Below are 22,702 nucleotides of genomic sequence, written 5' to 3'. Positions count from 1 at the left end.
AATGCAGATTATGCTAAGAAATATTGGGACATTTTGACTACATGGACTAATTATTTAGTCGAGTATGGACAGGACCCGGAGAACCAACTCTGCACGGATGACTTCGCCGGACATTGGGCGCACAATGCCAATCTTTCTGTAAAAGCGATCATGGGTGTAGCCGGATATAGCGAGATGGCCCGTATGCTCGGACTGAATGATGTAGCTGATAAATATGCAGCGATAGCTAAAAAAATGGCGGTGAAATGGGAAGAAATGGCAAATGAAGGTGACCATTACCGTTTAGCTTTTGACCGTAAAAACACTTGGAGCCAAAAATATAACATGGTTTGGGATAAATTGTGGAATTTGGATTTATTTCCTAACAACGTAATCAGAAAAGAAATTGACTATTATTTAACAAAGCAGAATTCTTACGGGCTTCCTTTGGACTCTCGTAAAGAATACACAAAATCTGACTGGATTATGTGGACAGCGGCTATGTCCTCAGACAAAGAGACTTTTCAGAAATTCTCTGATCCTGTTTATAAATATATCAATGAAACAGTATCACGTGTGCCTATCAGTGACTGGCATCACACCGACAGTGGACGATGGGTAGGCTTTAGAGCACGTTCGGTGATCGGAGGATACTGGATGAAAGTATTAATGAATAAAGTTCAAAATAATCAATAAAATTACTATGACGTTAACTTAAAAATTGTACCTATGAAGTTCTTAAAAAAAATTTTGTTGGTTGGGCTACTTCCTGGCTATTTGATATGTCAGGCACAAAATGTCCAAAACAAAGAAGATGTACCCTTGGATTTAGGATATCGTGTACTCCCTATGGGAGATTATAACGGTTCAGCCTACACAATCTCAGGTAAACAGTTACGCAATCTACCTGTTACAAATCTTTCGGCAGTATTAGCCGGACTGGTACCTGGTTATTTTGCCCGACAAGTGCAAGGTGGTGGATTAGTGAATGAACAGAATTCATTCTGGATAAGAGGGCAAAGAAGTAATTCGCCCGATGTATTAGTACTGGTTGATGGACAGGAACGGGATTTTGCTGTTTTGTCATCACACGAAGTAGAATCAATTACCGTATTGAAAGATGCTGCAGCAACAGCCTTATATGGAATGCGTGCAGGCAGTGGAGCTATTCTAGTTACAACTCGTAAGGGAGCAAAGGGGAAACCGCAGGTTGAATTGACAGCTCAAATTATAGCTCAACAACCACTTAAAGAGTTAAAGTCTTTAAATGCAGCCGATTATGCAAGACAGCACAACATAGCCCGCCATAATGACAATATGGATCCCCTATATTCGAACTATGATATAATGAATTATGCTAAGAATGATCCTAATTCCATATTATATCCCAATGTAGATTGGGCTGATAAATATTTGAAGGATATCCGATGGAGTCAACGTTATAATCTTAATATCCAAGGAGGAACAGAAAAAAGTACATATTTCGTGAATGCAATGTATACTCGTAACAATGGCTACTTCAATACAGATGATTCACATGATTATAGTACCAATCATTCTGCCGAACGGTTTAATATCCGTTCCAATATCGATTTTGCCGTAACTCGAACTACCCAACTGGATGTAAATCTGTATGGCTGGTATCAAAGTCAGAATGGACCTGGCAGCGGAGCCGAAAACATCTATAAAAATCTGGTCACATTACCGCAAGGAATCTTCCCAGAATGGTACAATAACCAAGGATATACAGATCAATACGGCAATGTTATTAATGCAGAAGATGGAAAAATTGTAGCTGGAAATGCATTCCGTGAAAATCCATGGGCAATGCTAAACCGCTCCGGTTACTTCCAGGACAAACAATTGTATGGTTCTTTCCGCACGAAACTCTCACAGGATCTTTCCTTCATTACAGAGGGATTAAAAGCATCTGTTGCTTTATCTATGGATTCACGCACAAATTCTTCTATCAGACGTACAATAACTTTCGCATATTACGAAAAGGATGCCACGAATGAGAATGTTCTCCGCCGGACCCGCGAGGATGACTCGATGATAAACAAGGTAGATAATACCAGTTCTTTCCGCCGAACCGGTATCGTGGCTCAATTAGATTATAACCGCACCTTTGGAAAACATGGAGTTTCGGCTTTAGCTTTCTATGAACAATATGAAAGCAATGATGAAATGGTATTGCCAACCCGATTCCAAAGCGTAAATGGTTGGTTCGGCTATAATTATGATAAAAGATATGGCATCGATGTTATCGGAGCTTATCAAGGATCTCACAAATTTGGTCCGGGACACAAATTCGGTTTCTTCCCTACAATATCTGCCGGATGGACTGTTTCTAACGAATCTTTCTGGAAAGATGCCAAAAAAGTAGTGCCCTACCTGAAGCTAAAAGCATCTTATGGACAAGTCGGCAACTCATCCGGCGTAGATGCCTTTTATTATAGGGGACGTATGTGGCCGCAAAACGAAGTCTATATCACAGGGGTAAACATGGGAACAAAGCTTGGAGGATACATTCAAGATATACTTCCAAATCCCGGATTGACTTGGGAGAAAGCTAGAATTCTGAATATCGGAATAGATACCCGACTATTTTCAGATCGGTTATCTGTTACAGCAGAATTTTTTAAAGACAACCGTCATGATATGTATGTAGTAAATAACAAAATCAGTTCTCTTGTCGGCAATGTAAAGGAATTTAAGCAGAATATAGGCAAAATCAATAGCCACGGAGTAGACTTATCTGCCATGTGGAATTCAAATATTGCAGACTGGAGCTATTTCATAGGTGGTACATTCTCTTATTCTACGAATGAACTAATTGCAAACGGCGAAATAGATCAGCCATACGAATGGTTGAAGAATCAGGGACGTCCTTTAGGAGAGAATCGAGGATACATCGCAAAAGGCTTTTTTAACTCATGGGAAGAAATAGCCGCCTCTCCTATACAAACATTCTCTGATGTCCAACCAGGTGATGTACGTTATGAAGATATAAACAAAGACGGACAGATTGATGTAAACGATATGGTACCTATCGGTTACGGAGACATTCCCAGAATCATGTATGGCGTTAACTTAGGAGTCGGTTACAAAGGATTTTCGATCACAGCATTATTTCAGGGAGCAGCAAAAGTCTCTCATCAATATTCGGACATTGTGATGAATCCTTTCACAGATAACGGAACCATATTTGAGCATCAACTTGATTACTGGACACCCGAACACCAGAACGCAACATTCCCACGTTTAACAACACTGGACAATGCCAATCTTAATAACAGGCAGATAAGTACATTAAATGTGAAAGATGCTGATTTCTTAAGATTAAAAACGCTGGAAGTTGCCTATGACTTTCCTATAAAAATGATACAGAAAATCCATCTTAAGGGATTAAGGCTTTTCCTTAGCGGAACGAATCTGATTACCTGGACAAAATATAAATGGGTTGATCCTGAAGCTCCTTCACTGGCAGCTCCTTTGACGAGAAACATGAGTATAGGTTGTTCCATAAAATTCTGACAGAATGAAAAAATCGATAATTTATTTGGCAATAAGCGCAACACTAACATTTTCCGGTTGTGATTATCTGGATGACATGCCCTATGACTGGGCACAACCTGATGATATTTTTACGAATGAACAGAACTATCTGAAACCGATTAATCAGGTGTATGCATATATTCCTGAAGGCTTCAACCACGTAGGAAATGCCTTTTTAGATGCAGCCACCAATGATGGAATAAGTACAATTATAGATTCGGATATTCATAAGTTGTCTCGTGGGTATGTCACTTCTTCAAATCCGATTGAAGAATGTTGGAATAAGTCATACAAGGGAATTCAACAAGCTATTTTTGCCCGCAAGTATTTGCGTGAGGCTGATTTGGTGTTACAAAATAAGACAGAAGAAGACATCCAGGCATTTAAAAATACCTATTGTGCGGAAACTGAATGTTTACAAGCCCTATTTGAGTTTAACCTGTTAAGACACTACGGAGGTTTTCCTATTGTCGATCGTATTTACGAAGTCGACGATCCTGAGCTAAAGACAAAAGCAAGAGACTCTTTCAAGGACTGCGTCAATCACATTGTGCAGTTATGTGAGAGTGCTGCCGCTGTATTGAAAGTTGATCCGGAAGGAGGGAATGGTTCTTATGGCCGTATGACTAAAGGAATGGCACTTGCTATTAAAGCTAAGACATTACTCTATGCCGCAAGCCCACTCTACAACAGAACAGATAATAACGATCCATTACTAGGTTATACTGACGGCTCGGATGTGACGGAACGTTGGAAACTTGCAGCCAAAGCTTGTGCAGATGTAATCAATCTAAATGCAGACGGAACAATAGCTCCGAATGGAAATAAGAAATATAGCCTGATAGCTCTTACTACTGCTAAAACATACGACAAGATCTTTATCCATGCTAACCCTAATCCGGAATATATCTTGTTCTACACCGCCGCCAAGGATAATGTTCTGGAAAACAGGCATTATCCCCCTACTATTTCAAAAGATCAGGGAGGAGGTACAGTACCTTCACAGCAATTGATCGATGCATTTACCATGAAAGATGGAAGTGATTATACCAATTCTTATGATGGTGAGAACATGTATAATAACAGAGACCTGCGTCTGGCAGCAATTATTGGATATGACGGTTCGGTTTATGGAAAGAACACCATTTATACACGAATTAGCGATAACACGACTATGGACGGACTCAACCAAATGAAAAACCGTTCGACCAATACGGGATATTACTTGGCCAAGTTCCTGGACAAAACACTGAACTTCGGACAGGCCAATGTAGGTACCGTTTTTCACTTGTTCCCGATGATTCGCTTATCTGATATTCTACTTTCCTATGCAGAAGCCATGCACCACGCTTACGGCATGAATGCAGACCCCGAAGGCTATGGCTTGACAGCTGCACAAGCTGTACAAAAAATACGTACCAGAGCTGGATTCGGAACAAATGATAAATTTCTTAATGGGGTGGCAGATAACAACTTCATGGAAAAAGTGAAGCAAGAACGCCGTATCGAACTCTGTTTTGAAGAACATCGTTACTTCGATTTGCGACGTTGGATGGATGGCAATCAACTTAGAGAACCTATTATCGGAATGAAAGTAGAAGAAAGTGCTTCCGGACTTCATTATACTCGCATTACAGTAGATGAAGCACGCAATTTTAAGGATTACATGTATTATCATCCTATTCCTCTGAAAGTAATCAAGGAAAGCCCTTCCATCCAACAGAATCCAGGTTGGTAACGGGCATCAAAACTATTTAATAGATAGAAAACATGAAAAAGATAATAATATTATTCATATGCTTAACCAGCTCCATCTGGCATGTCTGTGCACAAACCAAAGTTAGCGGAATTGTTAAAGATGCCCAAGGAGTGGAGATGATTGGTGCTACTGTCCTTCAGAAAGGGACTAATAATGGAATAGTGACTGGTTTGGATGGCAAATTTACTCTTACATTGTCCAACGAAGCCGAGCAAACCCTTCTTATCTCAATGATCGGCTTTATAGAACAATCTATTACCATAAAAAAGAATCATCCTTTTATCAATGTCACTTTGGAAGAAGACATTGCACAATTAGATGAAGTTGTGGTGGTGGGATATGGGACACAGAAAAAAGTATCTCTGACCGGTTCAATTTCTAATGTCGGGACGGAAGATTTGAAAAGCATGCCTGTATCAAGTGTCACAAACGCTTTAGGTGGCCGTATCCCGGGACTAGTAACCCGACAAGAGAGCGGACGTCCCGGCGGTGATCAGGCTACGATGTTTGTTCGTGGTCGCGCTTCATTGAACGACTCTAGTCCCTTAGTACTGATTGACGGGGTAGAACGACCTATGGCGCAAATCGACCCTGATGATATTGAAACCATCTCCGTGTTAAAGGATGCTTCTGCAACGGCCGTATACGGTGTACGAGGAGCAAATGGCGTGATATTGGTAACCACCCGGAGAGGTCGTGAGGGAGAAACTCAAATTTCTTTCTCGTCTGAATTCGGTGTTACTTCCTTCAATCGTATATCTCAAACCCTAAGTGCAGAATCTGTTTCAAGATTCATGCGTGAAGGTGCTATCAATGATGGCTTTGACCCTTCCGATACCGGTAATACTCGCGGTCTTTTCCTGTCAGAATATGACAACTATCTATATCGTACCCAGAAAAGTCCATTTACACACCCAGACAATGACTTTGTAGATATGTTTACGAAAAATGGTCTCCAACAGAAATACAATGTAAACCTATCGGGCGGAAATAAAACAGTACGTTACTTCGTCTCTGTGGGATACTTCACTCAAACCGGTATGTTTGAGACAGACGTAGACAAAATTAAAGAACATGAGACAATACAAGCTCTTTTAGGTGCCTCACCCGATGTAGCAAAAGGCTTATACAAAGAAGGTTATAATTCGGAATATAGGTACAATAGGCTCACCACTCGTTCGAATATCGATATCAACCTAACTGAAGATTTCAAGGTATCCGTGAATCTTGCTTATCGTTTCGGAAGTCAGAACCGCCCCTATGGCTATGATTCTGACGGACAGGAAGCACTGCGCCTATTCGGCATGTTTTACCGCAATTCTCCTCAAGCATTCCCAATCTTAAATGCGAATGGAACTTATGCCGCCGCCGATGGTATATGGAGACAGAATCCACTCGTGACATTATGCTATTCAGGATTTTTTCTTAATTTCAATAATAAACTTGAGACAGATTTTGCATTCAAGTATAACCTAAGAAAACTGTTAAAAGGATTAAGTATAGACGGAAAATTCTCTTACGATGCAGGCTGGAGCAATAACCGAAGCATACAACAGCGTCCCAATATCTATCAATATAATCCCGTAAACGGAACTTATAAACAAGGACTTGAAATGGTGTTGCCAACAAAAGCCACCAATAAAACGGCAGCTACACATCGTAAATATGCTGAAGCAGCAGTTCGTTATAAACAATCCTTCACTGGACATAATGTGTCCGGATTGATACTTTATAATATGAGTTACACTTCCACTCCCGGCGGACGTTATTCTTACGTACCTCATATCTATCAGGCTTTAGTAGGACGTGTTAATTATGACTATCAAAATCGCTATCTATTCGAAGTTAACGCAGGTTATAACGGTTCAAACCGTTTTGCAGAAGGACACCGTTATCAGCTCTTTCCTGCAGCATCAATGGGATGGGTACTGACTAACGAACCTTTCTTTAAAGAAAACCCTATCTTAAGTTTTACAAAACTACGCTTCTCTTATGGTGAAGTTGGAAATGACAAGCTGGGAAGTTTCTCTTACTATTATCGTTCAGGATATGATGAGGGGTTAGGTTATACTTTTGGAGAGACACATAATCCTGCGATTAAAGGTCTGATTCAAGGAAAAAGCGCGAATGAAAATATCACGTGGGAAGTTGCACGAAAATATAACTTAGGACTTGAGACAAAATGGTTGAAAGACAAAATATCTGCCAGTATCGACTTTTTTAAAGAACGTCGTAGTAATATCCTATGTGAACCGGAAAGATATTCTCAAGCAGCCGGTTCAAACGGATTGGCTCCCATAAACTATGGTGTCGTAACAAATCAGGGATATGATCTGGAAATAGGCTATCAAGATCAAAAAGGAGATTTCGGATATTCCATAAAAGGGATTTACGGATATGCACACAATGAAATTGTAGAGAAAAGTGAATCTGTAAAGCCCTATGCCTATATGTCACAAACGGGAAATCCTATCGGGCAGTTTATCGGCTATATTTCCGACGGTTTCTTTAGTTCTTATGAAGACGTAGCAAGTTCTCCCGTTCAATTCGGACAAGTAAGCCGACCTGGAGATATTAAATATAAAGATTTAAATCATGATGGAGTGATCGATTCTAACGATCAGGCTCCTATCGGCTATAATCCGGTACCCGAGATGACTTTCTCTCTTGCTGCCGGCTTGAACTGGAAAGGTATTGATTTTAGCATATTATTTCAAGGAGCTGCCCGTTCATCCATCTATTTGCAACAGGATATTGCATGGGATAATTTCTGGGGCAATTATTACGAAGAGCATATCGGAAGATGGACACCAGAAACAGCTGCAACAGCAACGTACCCACGTTTCACTAAGGCAGCTACTGCCGCGCATCCTAATTATTATAAATCCGACTATTGGCTGAAAGACTCCAAATACTTACGTCTGAAAAACATTCAGTTAGGTTACACTATACCTCGCAAACTATTGAAAAAATTCGGAGTACGTTCACTTAGAGTATATGCGAATGCCTACAATCTCTTTACATGGGATAACGTAAAGAAGGTAGACCCTGAATCATCGAACAATAGTAATGGACAATTCTATCCACAACAAAAAGTAATAAATTTTGGTATCAACCTGAATTTCTAATGTTTGAAATGAATAATTTATGAGAAAACTATTTATATCCTTTGTAACGGCTGTCCTGCTTGCCAGTTGTAGCGCAGATAGCCTGATGAAAGAAACCGAACTGGATCTTACGGATACAGAGAAAGTTTATTCGGACATTACATTGACCCGCAAAGTTGCATACGACTTGTATGCACGTATGCGTATGGGGAGAGACCGCCTCGGCAGTTTTGGTTTTTTAGCAAACATCGGTGGCTCCCCCTGTATGCTTGACAATGCCACAGACGATGGAGCGGGAAATACAACCCGTGCCGGAGGGGCAGTTATTCCCGAACTCGAAAAGTTTATCAAAGGGGGAATTGATGCTTCCAAAGGTTTGATTGGCGGTGACCATCCATGGATATTCTACTATAAGGCCATTCGTTCTGCAAACACATTCCTGAACAACGTAGACCGTTCACCGTTGGAGGATGCAGAAAAGATTTCCCTGAAAAATCAAGTACGCTTTCTACGTGCATTGTATCACCACGAACTGTTTCGTTTCTACGGAGCATTAGTAATCGGAGACAAAGAACTCGATCCATTACTTTATGATGAAATCAAACGTGAATCGTTAGAGACCACAGTCCGTTGGATTGCTAATGAATTCAAAGAACTTGCGGAACCGGGAGTATTGCCCGACAAATACGATGCAGCAGACTACGGAAGAGCTACTCGGGGAGCAGCCCTAGGCTACCTGGCACGCACATTACTTTATGCAGCAAGTCCCTTACACAATGCGTCCGGAGTAACTTGGAAAGAAGCGGCTAATGCTGCCTACGATATGATTGAATATGCTGACAATGGAGATTTCTATCGTTTATATGAAGATCCGACCACTCCCGAAAAGAGCTACACACGATTATTCAATACTCGTGCCAATGGTGAGGTAATCATGGGATTTCTCCGCGCACCGGCAAATGACCTTTACGGAATGATGCCTGCCTTTGATCCCTGGAATGTAAATAAAGAGCTACTGACTTGCCCGAATCAATGGCTAGTAGATTGTTATGATATGCTCGACGGTTCACAGCCCATTCTCGGTTACCAATCAAATACGAAAGCTATTATCAACCCGAACTCCGGTTACAATGAAAATTCGCCTTACACAAACAGAGATCCTCGTTTAGCACAGAGCATCTTATGTGATGGTGCTACTTGGCCTTTAGTGAACGGTAAACCAGCTACAATAGATCTGTCAAAATCATACAGATGGGGAAGCGGATATTTTCTGACTAAATTTCTGGATGATCGTATCGATCATCGAAAAGGAGGTACTACTTATATGGACTTTCCAATGATGAGATACGCAGAAATTCTACTTGATTATGCAGAAGCGGAGAATGAAGCTGAAGATACAAACATAGCCAGAGAAAAAGCAATAATACAGCTTAACAGAGTACGCCGTCGTGCTGGCATTACGACAGACTTATTGGCCGCAGATTATAATCAAGCAACCCTTCGGGAACGCATACGCAAAGAACGCCGTGTAGAACTTTGTTTTGAAGATCATCGATTCTTTGATATAAGAAGATGGCTGATAGCAAAAGATGTAATGAGATTACCAGCTGTCGGAATAAAGAAAATTAATGGTGAATATCAACGGGTAACTTTAGATACACGAAACTATAACGAGCGTATGAATTTGGCTCCAATACCACAGGATGAAGTTAATAACTGCCCGAATATCTATCAGAATCCGGGATACTAATCTAAATAGAATGTTTACTTAAAAAAATAAAGTCATGAAAACAAATAGTATAATTGTATTAATTCTGTCAATCAGTTTATTCGGACTATTCAGTTGTGTAGATAAATATGAAGTTGATTATGAAGCACCTATCAAAATTGAATTTACAGGTGTCGATCAGAACAATAGAGTATCATTAGAGAAAGGAGTTACAGAATACACGGCAACTGTCAAAGTACAGGGAGAGATCATGAGTTTTGAAATTTATCAGGCAGACTCCAAGACTGGAATACAAGGAAGCCTGATAGAAGAAACGGCCCAGTCTTTTGAAGACGGAACCGCTAATTATGAGACTACTTATAAATTTACTTCTTTAAAAGAAAACGCTTGTATTACAGTAGTCGTTCTAGGTGCTGACGGTCATACTTACCAACGTAATTTACTGGTAGAAATCACTCCTTCCGTTTTATTCTCCGATCCGGATTATGGAAAAGATGGAGAAATAGTAGAGACAGCTTCAGCTTATTATGGCTGTTACTATGCAACATGGCTTTTAGGACGCACTTATATGGCTGCTGATGCCATGAAATATGCAGACGAAATCGATTTCTCACTCGGAGATATTATCTTACCTTCAGGAAGCGAAGCAGTACCAGCTCTTGTTTCACCAGCTAAAAGAAGTGATTATGGCTTGATGACAATTAATGGTTTGCAACACACATTATTTGCTGAAACCTCTTTATCGCAAGCGGAATTCAACGTAATCTCCCAAGTAGACGCAACTCCGATAGAAAGTCTAGCTGATCCAACCTCCGAAGTTTTAGCAATTCAAGCAGATAAAGTTTACCTGTTCAAAACTACAAATGGAAAAAAAGGATTGATTTGTATACAAAAGATAACAGCAAAAACTGGTACTATCGAAGTCTCACCGGATAATTGGGTAGAAAACACTAAATACTCATGGGTACAATTACTGACTAAAACCGTGACGAAGTAAAGCTCCCATTCAAGATACTTTCTCCAATGATAGTATCATAAAATAATTAGAAGAATAGAGAAGTTTTCGGTTTCTACGAACTTCTCTATTCCTGTTTTCTCAATAGAAGAAAGAAGAAATCTATCATTCTACCATTTTTTTTCCTTTATTGATTAGTATTTTTCCTTCCTTCTCTGATATCTTCCCTACTTTTGCGAAAAGTCATCACGAAAAACTAAAGTTAATTAAATCACAATAATTATGAATCTGAAAAAACATTTACCCTGGCTGGGAGCCCTACTCCCTATTGCTAACACACAAGCAGAAACAAAACCTAATGTAGTAATTATCTATATCGATGATATGGGTATCGGTGACATAGGTTGTTATGGAGGTAAATTCGTTCCTACTCCCAATATTGACAAGTTGGCACAGGACGGGCTATTATTCAACCAATATTACTCTTCTGCACCGGTTAGCTCTCCATCCCGCTGCGGATTGACCACAGGACTCTTTCCTCTTGAAGTGGGCATCAACACTTTCCTGAATGACAAAGCAGCCAATAAAAGATGCGAACAACGTAATTTTCTTGATGATAAGTTGCCTTCAATGGCACGTGCCTTCCAAAATGCAGGTTACTCAACAGGACACATCGGAAAATGGCATATGGGAGGCGGACGTGACGTGCACAATGCTCCTTCTATTAAGAATTACGGTTTTGACGAATACATATCAACCTACGAAAGTCCGGATCCGGACCCGACAATCACTGCAACCAAGTGGATATGGTCGGATAAAGACAGTGTAAAACGCTGGAGACGTACCGAATACTTTGTAGATAAAAGTATTGAGTTTGTAAAAAAGCACAAAGACGAACCCTTCTTCTTGAATCTCTGGCCGGATGATATGCATACCCCTTGGGTACCGGAATTCAAACAAAAGGAAAGAAAAAGCTGGGAAACACAAGAAGCGTTCGCTCCTGTACTTGCAGAAATGGATAAACAACTCGGACGTTTCATTAAAACCCTGGATGAGCTGGGAGTGGGAGAAAATACAATCATTATTTTCACTAGCGACAATGGTCCTGCACCCAGCTTTAAATCTGTACGTTCCGCTTATTTGAGAGGAACTAAAAATAGTCTTTATGAAGGAGGTATCCGTATGCCGTTCATCATTAGATATCCAAAGAAAATTAAAGCCGGACAGGTAAATAACGAGTCTGTATTATGTGCTGTAGATTTATATCCGACTTTGTGTTCTATAGCCGGAATCAAAACAGAAAAAGGTTACAAAGGTGATGGGCAGAACTATTCAAAAGTGCTTCTCGGGAAATCGGAAGCCAAACGCAAGACCGATTTAATGTGGGACTTCGGACGAAACAAACATTTCGGTTTTCCAGGAAACCCTTATGACAGAAGCCCTCATTTAGCTATACGTAGTGGAAAATGGAAATTATTAGTGAACGGCGACGGAAGCGATGCACAGCTATATGATATGGAAAAGGACAAGTTCGAAAAGAATAATATCGCAAATGAGCATCCTGATTTGGTTACCAAGTTGAGCAAGAAAGTATGTAAATGGTATGCCGAAAACCGAGACAAAGGATTACAAACCTCTAATTAAACAATAATATTCATGAATTCTAAAGCTTTTCTTCTGCCGGCAGCACTGATGATAGCCGGCAACACTGCTGCAAATGCCAAAGGAAAAAAGTCTGATCAAAGGCCTAATATCCTGGTAATTCTTGCAGATGACCTTGGCTATTCCGATCTGGGATGCTACGGTAGTGAAATTCACACACCTAATCTGGACAAACTGGCAAAACAAGGAGTACGTTTCAATCATTTCTATAACACCAGCCGTAGTTGTCCGACGCGTGCTTCCCTGTTGACAGGACTTTATCAACATCAGGCGGGAATCGGACGTATGACCTTCGATGACCATCTGCCGGGATACCGGGGGACACTCTCACGCAATGCCGTAACCATCGCCGAAGTATTGAAAGAATCAGGATATGCCACCAGCATGGTAGGTAAATGGCACATCGCAGAAACTCCACTACGCAAAGACCAACGCGAATGGCTCGCGCATCACGTATACCACGAAACCTATTCTGATCTTTGTCATTATCCGGTGAATCGCGGATTTGACACCCATTATGGTACTATCTATGGTGTAGTAGACTATTTTGATCCGTTCAGTCTGGTAGAAGGCGAAGTACCTGTAAAAGAAGTACCCGACGGATACTATATCACACAGGCACTTTCAGATCGTGCTGTGAAAGAAGTGAAAGAGTATGCGAAAGACGATAAACCATTCTTTATGTATTTGGCCTACACAGCCCCACACTGGCCATTGCATGCACTGCCGGAAGATATTGAAAAATATAAGGATACCTATAAAGTAGGCTGGGAAGCTATCCGTAACGCCCGTTACGAACGTCAGAAACAGCTGGGTATATTCCCGAACATGGATAATTTTCTGTCTGACAGACAATTCAAAGATAAATGGGAAGACAACCAACATGCAGAATGGGATGCACGTGCTATGGCCGTTCACGCTGCTATGATCGACCGTATGGACCAGGGGATAGGACAAGTTATCGACGCCCTGGAAAAGACAGGACAACTTGAAAATACGCTGATTCTATTTCTTTCCGATAACGGATGCAGTAATGAAGATTGCCAAAACTACTCTCCAGGAGAAAATGACCGTCCTGATATGACACGTAAAGGAGAGAAAATGGTTTACCCTCATAACAAAGAAGTACTGCCTGGCCCGGAAACAACTTACGCTTCACTGGGAGCACGCTGGGCAAACGTAGCCAACACACCGTTCCGTTTCTGGAAAGCCAAATCTTATGAAGGAGGAATCTGTACTCCGATGATTGCCCACTGGCCAAAAGGTATCAAGAAGAATGTCGGCAAAACGACTTCCGAAATCGGGCATGTGATGGACATCATGGCTACTTGTATCGATATGGCAGGCGCCACTTATCCTAGCAAATATAAAGGAAATGACATCATCCCATTGGAAGGTAAGAGCCTGGTTCCTATCTTCAAGACCGGACATCGTGAAGGACATGACTACCTTGGATTCGAACATTACAATGAACGTGCATTCCTTTCTAATGACGGTTGGAAACTGGTTCGTCCGGGAGAAAACGCTAAATGGGAATTATACAACCTGAATGAAGACCGGAGCGAAATGCATAATCTGGCAGCACAACACCCTGAAAAAGTAGCGGAAATGACAAAGGCTTACGAAGCATGGGCAAAACGTTGTATGGTAGAACCCTACCCGGGACAGAAAAAGAAATAGAAAAGGTTCGATTAATTAAAAGAGTACTCGATTAATTATTTTATATTTTACTCCTGTCGGAGAATATCCAATGATATTGCACGGCAGGAGTTTTTTTATATGCTTTTATCCATTCTTCATCAGGCCTCACCTGAAATCGGAGGCTGACCGGTATATTCCTTAGGCAGTACACCATATTGTGCTTTAAAACATTTCGCAAAATAAGAGGAAGAAGTAAATCCTACCTGCGCTGCCACTTCAGAAATCCGGGTACCGCTCACAATCAGTTCAGCAGCTCTATTCATACGAAGTGTCTTCAAATAATCATTAGGAGACATTCCGGACAAAGCCTTTATCTTCCGATAGAAATTAGAACGGCTCATATTCATCTGTTCCGACAAAGTATCTATCGAGAAGTTCTCATCCGCCAGCTGTTCGGCTATTACTCCTTGTATCTTCGCTATAAATTCACAGTCTTTTTGAGACATCGCAAAATCCGTTGTTGAAACAGCAACTGTATCTCCTGCCAAGCTCACCATCAATTTATGGAAAGACTGCCTCAACTTCAACAGATTCTCGATCTGCATACGGAGCTGTTTAACAGAGAATGGTTTCTCAACATATACATCCGCTCCACATTCAAGTCCTTCGACTTTAGACTCCAAAGTGGTTTTCGCTGTCAACAATATGACCGGAATATGTGAATAAGAGATTTCGGATTTCACCTTACTGCAAAGTTCCAGACCATCCATCTCCGGCATCATAACGTCACTCACTATCACATCCACATTTTCCTTCGCAAGCACTTCAAATGCTTCACGACCGTTGGAAGCTCTCAACACACGGAACCATTCCGCCAATGACTCACGAGTCAGATTCAGCAAATCAACATTATCTTCAACCAACAGAACCGTGAATTTCTTTCCTGAATACTCCGAAGAAATCCTTTCAGAAGCATCTGCATGCTCCGGGGATATTTCCACAATATCGGCAGTTTTTTCCGTCTCCCACTCTTTGAGCGGAAGAGACAGTATAAACGAAGAACCACCTCCAACATTATCTTCCAGACGCAAATCTCCCTGATGAGCCTCTGCCAAAGACTTTGCAAAAGCCAATCCGATGCCAGTGCCTACAGCTGTGGCCACCTTATCGTCAGGCAATTGATAGAAAGCCTCAAATATCTTTTGTTTCTGTTCATCCGGTATTCCGGGGCCATCATCGTTCACTTGGATCTCATATCCCCCATCAGTGACAAGCAGCCTCAAGTCAATATGCGCATGCGCATATTTAATGGCATTTCCCATCAGATTGACAAGAATCTTACTTAATTTATCCCTATCCACCGTAGACACCAGTTCTTGTTCAGGCACAGTCAGTTGCAAATCAATCCCTTTCAATTCAGCCGGGCTTGTAAACTGATTATAAACATCACTGACAAGTTCTTTTATATCACTCTTTTTCAGATTCAGATGCAGCGTGCCACTCTCCATCTTCTGAAAATCAAGCAATTCATTAGTAATCCCTAACAGATAATTTACATTCTTATCTATCACAGACAAATACTTGAGATCTTTTCCTTCACGTTCCTTCTCCAATAATTTTTCCAAAGGAAGCCGTATCAAACTAAGCGGAGTACGTATCTCATGCACCAGATTGATGAAAAAGCTAATCTTCGACTTGTAAACTTCCTGTTCCTTGGCAATCTGGTATTTTTCCATCCGCCGTTTATACTTGCGTTTAACGCGGAGATTCCATCGCCAAGCCATCCAACCGATCCATCCCAACAGCATGAGGACATAAACGAAGTAAGCAAAGGTACTGCGCCACCAAGGAGGAGTAATCACCACCTTTAAAATGGTAGTGTTCTCATTCCACTGACGATCATTATTAGATCCTCTGACTTCGAACAGATACTCACCAGGAGGTAAATTTGTGTAAGAAGCTATATTGTTATCGGTATTCATAATCCACTCCTTATCCACTCCCCGAAGTATATAAGAATACCGGTTCTTCCCCGGATCTTCAAAACTAAGAGCGACAAAACGAATAGAGAAACTATTGTTTTCATAAGATAAAGTCACCTTATCAGCCATATAAAGCGGCTTATCCAACTGAAGCAGTTTCTTTACCTCCTGTTCGTCGGTTTGATAAGGCAACCGGATATCAGTCACATAAACCGGAGGAATATATTTGTTATCTACAAACTGTTCCGGCTGAAATACATTAAAGCCGTTGATCCCACCAAAATAGATTTTTCCTTCGGATGATTTCAATGAAGATCGAGCTATGAACTGGTTCCCTTGCAAGCCGTCATTAATCGTGAACTGGCGGAAATGATCTTTTGTGACAGGATTAATCTTAAAGATTCCGGCATTACTGGATATCCAGAAATCACCTCCCTGATCTTGTTCAATCGCATAAATAACCTTGTTAGGTAATAAAGTATTATGCGAATCAAACTCAATGAATCTTTTCTCTTTAGCATCAAAAGAACACAGTCCTCCCCCATTCGTACCAAACCACATGGTTCCTTTCGCATCTTCAAACAAAGTAATGACCGAATTACTGGTGATCGTAGTCGAATCTTCCCGTTCATGCCGATAATGTTTCCAATGAGCATTCATTGTGTTGTAAGAAAACACACCACTATTGGAAGTCGCAATCCAGAGATGATTGTACATATCCTCATAGATATCGACAACAGAAACCATTGAACCGACACTTGTGATGGTCATAAAGTTATCTCGAGCAGCGTCATAACAACACAACCCCCAACTCGTTCCTACATAAATTTCTCCTTTTCGTCCTTTATAAATACACAACACATCGTTACTACAAATCGTATTGGGGATTCCACGAGAATGAGTATAGGCTTTCACTGCTCCCGTGCGTAAATTGATAACCCGTATTCCTCCGGCATAAGTACCGATCCATAAATAGTCACCATCCAGCATTAAAGAACGAATGTCATACTTTTGATTTTTAGCTCCTCCTATTGCATAAGGAGAAAGCTCTTGGGTAGCAGCATTGAAGAAATACAAACCGCTTTGAGTCCCAATCCATATATTCCCATCTTTATTCTCACAGAAAGGAGCAACGACCTCCCCCGCTCCCGGCACTCCGGACAGATAGGCAGGTGAATAATAATCAAAGCGTTTAGTCTGCTTGGACATATAGTTGATTCCACCCAAATTGGTCAACACCCAAAGGGCCCCTTCGGCATCCCACATCATTCCATTGATAGTCTGGTCACTCAAACTTCTCGGATCGGCGGGATTATCCGCCCGCTGGAATGTGTTTGTATTTTGATCGAACAGATAAAGCCCGTTGTCCGTTCCTACCAGCAGCTCTTTATCCGTATACTTCAGCAAACAATGAACAGCCCCGAAATTAAACGCCGAACCACTATAATTGTCTATGGCTTCGGTTCGTTCATCCAAACGGCTCAACAGATTGCTTCCCGCTCCAATCCAGATTTCTCCATCGATATTCTGAATACAGTTCACTTTATAACTATCGGAAGCATTTATATCTAATGAGATTTCATATGTCCGGAGAAACTTGCCGTTTTCGTCAAAGCACAAAAGTCCTTCCTGTAAGGAAGATATATAAACCCTCTTCCGATCAGCGCTTTGACAGAGGTCCCAGACAAAAGACGTCTGAATACTATTTTGAGTCAGCACCTCTGTTTTCGGATCATAAATAAAAAATCCCTGTCCCAAAGTCGCAATCCAGATAAGACCATTTTCAGTCTTGATAATCTTTTTAATCTCACTACTGATATACACATTATACTGCGTCGTTTTATCAAAGTAAGAGAAACGATCGGTATCTCGGTCATAAATATAAAGTCCGGAGTTTGTTCCAACCCAGATATTTTTGTCCACCTCTATCAAGGCTTCCACAAAATTATTCTCTAATGAAAATTTATCGTTGAGAACATTCCGGTACACTTTATTGCCTCGCCCGTCATAACGGTTCAATCCGTCACTGGTACCCAGCCAGATAAAACCATAACTATCTTGTAGGGCGCACCACACGGTATTATGAGACAATCCATCTTCTACCTGATATTTCTTGAACGAAAAATAAGGAGACGCGGATAGTGTTCCGGTCCAAAAAACCAGCAAGCATATTAGTATTTTAGTTAACTTCATTCTACGTGTTTTTTATTCAATTATCGATTCAGCCAAGGTTCAGGGTTCAACTTTTCTTTCTCCCTACGTAACTGGAAATGCAATACCGTTCGTCCATTATCCGTACCATCAGAAAAGACCTGACCAATGTTCTGCTTTGTCTTCACCGTGTCACCAGCTTTAACGGAGGCAGAAGAAAGATTACAATAAACTGAAATATAATCACCATGACGAATAAGCACATTAAATAATCCGTTCAATTGGAATACAGCAGCCACCTTTCCATCAAAAATGGCACGTGCCTGCGCACCGGGCCTTCCCTGAATATCGATACCTTTGTTATCCAGTTTCACGTTGCGCAAACCCTCTACGGCATATTGTCCGTAACGGCTGGTGATGATGTAAGCACCGGATATAGGCATTGGCAATTTCCCACGATTAGCGGCAAAGTTGCCCGATAATTCCCGATCCGCCTTACTCATGGTATAAGCCTCGAGAGGTTTCGATTTGGCGGTCGTCTCCGTTGCAGCGGATTTTCCCTCCTTGCTTTCCTCTTTCTTACGGGCAGCCGCTTCACGACGAGCTTCTTCCTGCGCACGCTTACGGGCACGCTCTATTTCTTCCGCTATTAATTTATCAATGCGGGCATTCAGTTGATTAGCTTCCCTGCGTTTTTTATTAATTTCATTCTGCAATCCTTTCTGTTTCTTTTGCAGATTAGCTACCAACGTACGTTTCTCTTTTTCCTGTTCTTCCAACTTACCCTTCTCACTCTCACGTTCTTGCAGCAGGTTCTCTTTGGCGGCTTTCACCTGTTGACGTTCCGCTTTCTTCTTGCGTATCTGCTCCTGTTTCTTTAGGATTTCTTCCCCTTGCAGACGTTGATAAGTGGCATATTCACGAACGTATCGCATACGCCGATAAGTCTGCCCCAGATTCTTTGCTGAAAAAATAAACATGAGCTTCTCCTCTATCGACTTATTCTTATACAAATACTGGACAGAAGCTTCATATTTCTTCTTTTTATCTTTCAAGTCCTTCTCCAAGCCTCTCAACTGGCGCTCCAATGAAGCCAATTCACGCTGGATAGCCTCCACATCATTGTTGATAGCCATGATATAGCGTTTCCGCTCTTCAATCTGTCCGGTCAACACTGCCAGACTATTCAACTGGCTTCCCACATCTTTCTTTGTATCCTTCAATATAGATTCCGATTCGGCAATCTGCTTTTGCAGCGCACCGCGTTTACTTTCCAGCTCACGAATCAACTTGTTCGATTGAGCGAAAAGAGGAACTGCCAGCCAAAGGCAACTGATTAGAATAACAAAGAAACGTTTCATCATAATAAAGCTACCAGCATTTTTACTAATTCCTCCAAGGGAACCTGGTTGTATTTGGCCGTCAGTTCCGTCGGAGTCATTGAAAACTCTTGTGTAGAAAACTCATAAAGTTGAACTTTAGCCTTTTCTAATGAAGGGATTCCTATATCTTTTCCTGTCAGCTCCGTCTTTCCACCAGGAAGAGAGGCATCCATCAATATCTTTTCCAAACGGGAAAACTCCACATTCTTCGACAATACGTTTTTCAATTCAGCTTTAGTGGCACGAACAAAGCGTTTATTCATCCTGTCTACCAATAAAACTTCGTCGGGAGTAACTTCTATACGTGCCACTTCCGTACGCAGAATAGGCATCAATAAGGAGATTTGTACCCGCTCATGAGTTTTCATCTTCATGGTTCCCCCTACAGACATACTTCCCTTCTTACCGGGAATGGTCAACTGAAGCTTGGAAGCCAGGTAACTGGATGCCGGAGCCTTTGTCGAAGTCTTAGTTTCCGAGGTTGCCAAGTGCTTCGAACTCTTACAGCCAGCCAACACCACTAGCACCAACAGTAGATAAACTATTCTTTTCATTCCGCAATATATTTCTTCTTTTCTATTTTCTGTTTCAACGTTTTCGACTCGCTACCCATTTCCAGTGCCTTCTTCCAATATTTCAACGCACCTTCAGTATCGCCGGTCATAAAATAAATATCTCCGCAATGCTCCACAATCACACCACTCTTCTCGCCGTCATTCTTCATTGCATTATCAATATAGATACGGGCTTCGGCATAGTTTCCCTTTTCAAAAAGAATCCATGCGTAAGTATCGAGATAGGTCGAGTTATTAGGTTCGGCTTTCACCGTTTTATAACTCATCTCCTCCGCCTTGTCCAAATCACGACGTTCCACAGACAGATAATAAGCATAGTTATTCAATGCACCAATATTGGAAGGATTGTACACCAAAGACGAATCGTAAGCGGCATAAGCCTCCGCCATCTGTTTCTTGGTATGATAAATATCCCCCATAATTGAATAGAAATCCGAAACAACTTCTTTTCTGGTATCGGCAGTTACATGTTCCAATGCTCTGTTGCAAACACTCAATACACTATCCGTTTGTTCTGCCTGATGATATGCAATAGCCAGATAATAATAAAGTTCCAACGCATCAGGAGTGGCCTCAATACCCGGTTCACAAACTTTGATAATTTGCTTGTAGTCTTCCTTCTTCACCGCCGCACTAACCAGCATCAGACGAGCCGCCTTATTGGTAGGATCCAAATCAACCACCTGCTCCAATACCGGAACAGCCTCCTTTTCCATATTCTTCGATAACAGATATTGAGAATAAAGCATTGGAATCTGCGGATCATCCATTTCCTGCTTCATCATCCGGTCGAACAAGGCAATCACTTGAGTACTATCTTTAGCAGACGACTGCTCGTTTTCCACAATCACCTGTCTCATAACACTGATTTTGGTATCTGAAGTCACCTTCTTATTCAGCAACAAAGTATCCAGCTGCTGTTGATACAACTCTTTCTGACCGGTCTGTTCATAATAAGAAGCCATTGAAAAAAGAGCCATCGGATTGTCAGGCTCTACAGCCAGCACCTTCTGATATGCATCATAAGCTTCCTGCTTTTTTCCATTCTGAAGATACACATCTCCCAATATCACCTGATAACGCATGTCCATCGGATATTCCTGTACCAGACTTTCTATTTCCTGAAATGCTTTCTTATCATCTTTCATCTGAAGATAAATACGGAATTTCTCCATAGAAAGCTGTTCATTCTTACCCAAACGTTTCTCTAAACGGTTCAATGTAGAAATGACATCATTATATTTCTCCTGACGACTGTAAATATCAAGAAGACTGAACAAAGGCTCCTGCTTTGACGGGAAACGGGTTACCATTTTCTCAAGCAACGTTACAGCCTTATCCAACTCGTTCTGTTGCTGATACAGGCTGACCAGCCCCTGGCTATACCAGTAATTATCAGGAGCAAAAGCCACTGCCTGCTCCAAAGCCGCCTGCCCTTGCGTCACCTGGCGGAGGAACATATAATACTGCGATATTTCATAAAGCGCCGAAGAAGCGTTCGGGTTGATATCCAGGCAATGCTGTAACAAGCCAAATGCCGCATCATACTCATTCTTTTCTTTCATCCGCATGGCTTCCAAAAAGAAGTAGTCATATTTACGCTGGTGTTCAGCAGGAATCAATGATTCTTTTACCGAAAAGGATGCATCCGCCTTCACTGCTGTTTTTGCTGTACGCATAGAACGGGTTCCCCCACACGAAGTGAGCGCTAACACCGTCACGAACAGCCATCCTATTTTTATCTTCATTCTATTTTTCGATTAAGCATTCATCATACTCCGGTATGTCCGAAGCCACCGGCTCCGCGTTCCGTTTCATCCAACACTTCCACTTCCTTCCATACAGGCTGTTCGTGCTTTGCTATCACCATCTGCGCGATACGTTCGCCATCTTCAATAACAAAAGCCTCGGACGAGAGATTGACTAAAATGATACAAACCTCTCCACGATAATCCGCATCAATCGTACCCGGAGAATTAAGTACTGTGATACCTTTCTTTATCGCCAGTCCGCTACGTGGACGGACTTGCGCCTCAAATCCCTTCGGCAGGGCGATATACAATCCTGTCGGCACCAGACAACGTTGCAACGGTTCCAGTGTGATAGGTTCAGAAAGATTAGCACGGATATCCATTCCTGCGGACAATTCGGTGGCATAAGCCGGAAGCGGATGCTTCGATTTATTGATAACTTGAATATTCATAAATGCATGTTTACTATTT

General features: G+C 41.5%; 13 protein-coding genes. 8 read left to right on the top strand and 5 right to left on the bottom strand.

Annotation, left to right across the window (positions count from 1 at the left end; all coding sequences use genetic code 11):
• The 8 genes from I2I04_RS09325 to I2I04_RS09290 all read left to right on the top strand — a co-directional run.
• Positions 1–675: glutaminase domain-containing protein (locus I2I04_RS09325; RefSeq protein ID WP_195654869.1), on the top strand; the 675-nt coding region annotated here is incomplete at its 5' end.
• Positions 676–708: 33 nt separating this feature from the next.
• The gene (locus I2I04_RS09320) at positions 709–3,516 is read left to right on the top strand and encodes a SusC/RagA family TonB-linked outer membrane protein (RefSeq protein ID WP_195654868.1); all 2,808 of its coding nucleotides are present in this window, start codon (positions 709–711) and stop codon (positions 3,514–3,516) included.
• Between the two features lie 4 nt (positions 3,517–3,520).
• A complete protein-coding gene (locus I2I04_RS09315) occupies positions 3,521–5,275 on the top strand; it encodes a RagB/SusD family nutrient uptake outer membrane protein (protein ID WP_195654867.1) in 1,755 nt (584 codons plus the stop codon).
• Positions 5,276–5,307: 32 nt separating this feature from the next.
• A complete protein-coding gene (locus I2I04_RS09310; RefSeq protein WP_195470101.1) occupies positions 5,308–8,424 on the top strand; it encodes a SusC/RagA family TonB-linked outer membrane protein in 3,117 nt (1,038 codons plus the stop codon).
• 19 nt (positions 8,425–8,443) lie between these two features.
• On the top strand, positions 8,444–10,153 hold the full coding sequence (locus tag I2I04_RS09305) for a RagB/SusD family nutrient uptake outer membrane protein (RefSeq protein ID WP_195470100.1): 1,710 nt from the start codon (positions 8,444–8,446) through the stop codon (positions 10,151–10,153).
• A gap of 34 nt (positions 10,154–10,187) precedes the next feature.
• Positions 10,188–11,129 carry a hypothetical protein gene (locus tag I2I04_RS09300; protein WP_195654866.1) on the top strand — a complete coding sequence of 314 codons (942 nt, stop codon included), beginning with the start codon at positions 10,188–10,190 and terminating at the stop codon, positions 11,127–11,129.
• A 240-nt stretch (positions 11,130–11,369) separates the two neighbouring features.
• A complete protein-coding gene (locus I2I04_RS09295) occupies positions 11,370–12,731 on the top strand; it encodes a sulfatase-like hydrolase/transferase (RefSeq protein WP_195654865.1) in 1,362 nt (453 codons plus the stop codon).
• Positions 12,732–12,743: 12 nt separating this feature from the next.
• Positions 12,744–14,429, top strand: a complete 1,686-nt coding sequence (locus I2I04_RS09290; protein WP_195470097.1) for an arylsulfatase — start codon at positions 12,744–12,746, stop codon at positions 14,427–14,429.
• A gap of 119 nt (positions 14,430–14,548) precedes the next feature.
• Here I2I04_RS09290 and I2I04_RS09285 read toward each other — a convergent pair whose 3' ends face one another.
• From I2I04_RS09285 to dut, 5 genes are read right to left on the bottom strand one after another with little or no spacing between them, the layout of a single operon-like run.
• Positions 14,549–18,565, bottom strand: a complete 4,017-nt coding sequence (locus I2I04_RS09285) for a two-component regulator propeller domain-containing protein (RefSeq protein WP_195654864.1) — start codon at positions 18,563–18,565, stop codon at positions 14,549–14,551.
• A 20-nt stretch (positions 18,566–18,585) separates the two neighbouring features.
• Positions 18,586–19,887, bottom strand: a complete 1,302-nt coding sequence (locus tag I2I04_RS09280; RefSeq protein ID WP_195654863.1) for a murein hydrolase activator EnvC family protein — start codon at positions 19,885–19,887, stop codon at positions 18,586–18,588.
• Positions 19,884–20,459, bottom strand: coding sequence for a DUF4292 domain-containing protein (locus tag I2I04_RS09275; protein WP_143256839.1), 576 nt, complete (start codon positions 20,457–20,459; stop codon positions 19,884–19,886). The genes I2I04_RS09280 and I2I04_RS09275 overlap by 4 nt, the downstream gene beginning before the upstream one ends.
• Positions 20,456–22,228, bottom strand: coding sequence for a tetratricopeptide repeat protein (locus I2I04_RS09270; protein WP_195654862.1), 1,773 nt, complete (start codon positions 22,226–22,228; stop codon positions 20,456–20,458). The genes I2I04_RS09275 and I2I04_RS09270 overlap by 4 nt, the downstream gene beginning before the upstream one ends.
• A 23-nt stretch (positions 22,229–22,251) precedes the next feature.
• The gene (dut, locus tag I2I04_RS09265; protein WP_143256837.1) at positions 22,252–22,683 is read right to left on the bottom strand and encodes a dUTP diphosphatase; all 432 of its coding nucleotides are present in this window, start codon (positions 22,681–22,683) and stop codon (positions 22,252–22,254) included.
• Between the last annotated feature and the right edge of the window lie 19 nt (positions 22,684–22,702).

The sequence above is a fragment of the Bacteroides sp. 1001136B_160425_E2 genome (assembly GCF_015559655.1).
Lineage (GTDB): Bacteria > Bacteroidota > Bacteroidia > Bacteroidales > Bacteroidaceae > Bacteroides > Bacteroides luhongzhouii.
Note: the sequence above shows the minus strand (reverse complement) of the source record. Positions and strands in the feature narration are given on the sequence as shown.

Coding starts and splice junctions, on each gene's coding strand:
- I2I04_RS09320 (WP_195654868.1), top strand. CDS start 709: ATGAAGTTCTTAAAAAAAATTTTGTTGGTTGGGCTACTTCCTGGCTAT.
- I2I04_RS09305 (WP_195470100.1), top strand. CDS start 8,444: ATGAGAAAACTATTTATATCCTTTGTAACGGCTGTCCTGCTTGCCAGT.
- I2I04_RS09300 (WP_195654866.1), top strand. CDS start 10,188: ATGAAAACAAATAGTATAATTGTATTAATTCTGTCAATCAGTTTATTC.
- I2I04_RS09315 (WP_195654867.1), top strand. CDS start 3,521: ATGAAAAAATCGATAATTTATTTGGCAATAAGCGCAACACTAACATTT.
- I2I04_RS09295 (WP_195654865.1), top strand. CDS start 11,370: ATGAATCTGAAAAAACATTTACCCTGGCTGGGAGCCCTACTCCCTATT.
- dut (WP_143256837.1), bottom strand. CDS start 22,683: ATGAATATTCAAGTTATCAATAAATCGAAGCATCCGCTTCCGGCTTAT.
- I2I04_RS09285 (WP_195654864.1), bottom strand. CDS start 18,565: ATGAAGTTAACTAAAATACTAATATGCTTGCTGGTTTTTTGGACCGGA.
- I2I04_RS09280 (WP_195654863.1), bottom strand. CDS start 19,887: ATGATGAAACGTTTCTTTGTTATTCTAATCAGTTGCCTTTGGCTGGCA.
- I2I04_RS09310 (WP_195470101.1), top strand. CDS start 5,308: ATGAAAAAGATAATAATATTATTCATATGCTTAACCAGCTCCATCTGG.
- I2I04_RS09290 (WP_195470097.1), top strand. CDS start 12,744: ATGAATTCTAAAGCTTTTCTTCTGCCGGCAGCACTGATGATAGCCGGC.
- I2I04_RS09275 (WP_143256839.1), bottom strand. CDS start 20,459: ATGAAAAGAATAGTTTATCTACTGTTGGTGCTAGTGGTGTTGGCTGGC.
- I2I04_RS09270 (WP_195654862.1), bottom strand. CDS start 22,228: ATGAAGATAAAAATAGGATGGCTGTTCGTGACGGTGTTAGCGCTCACT.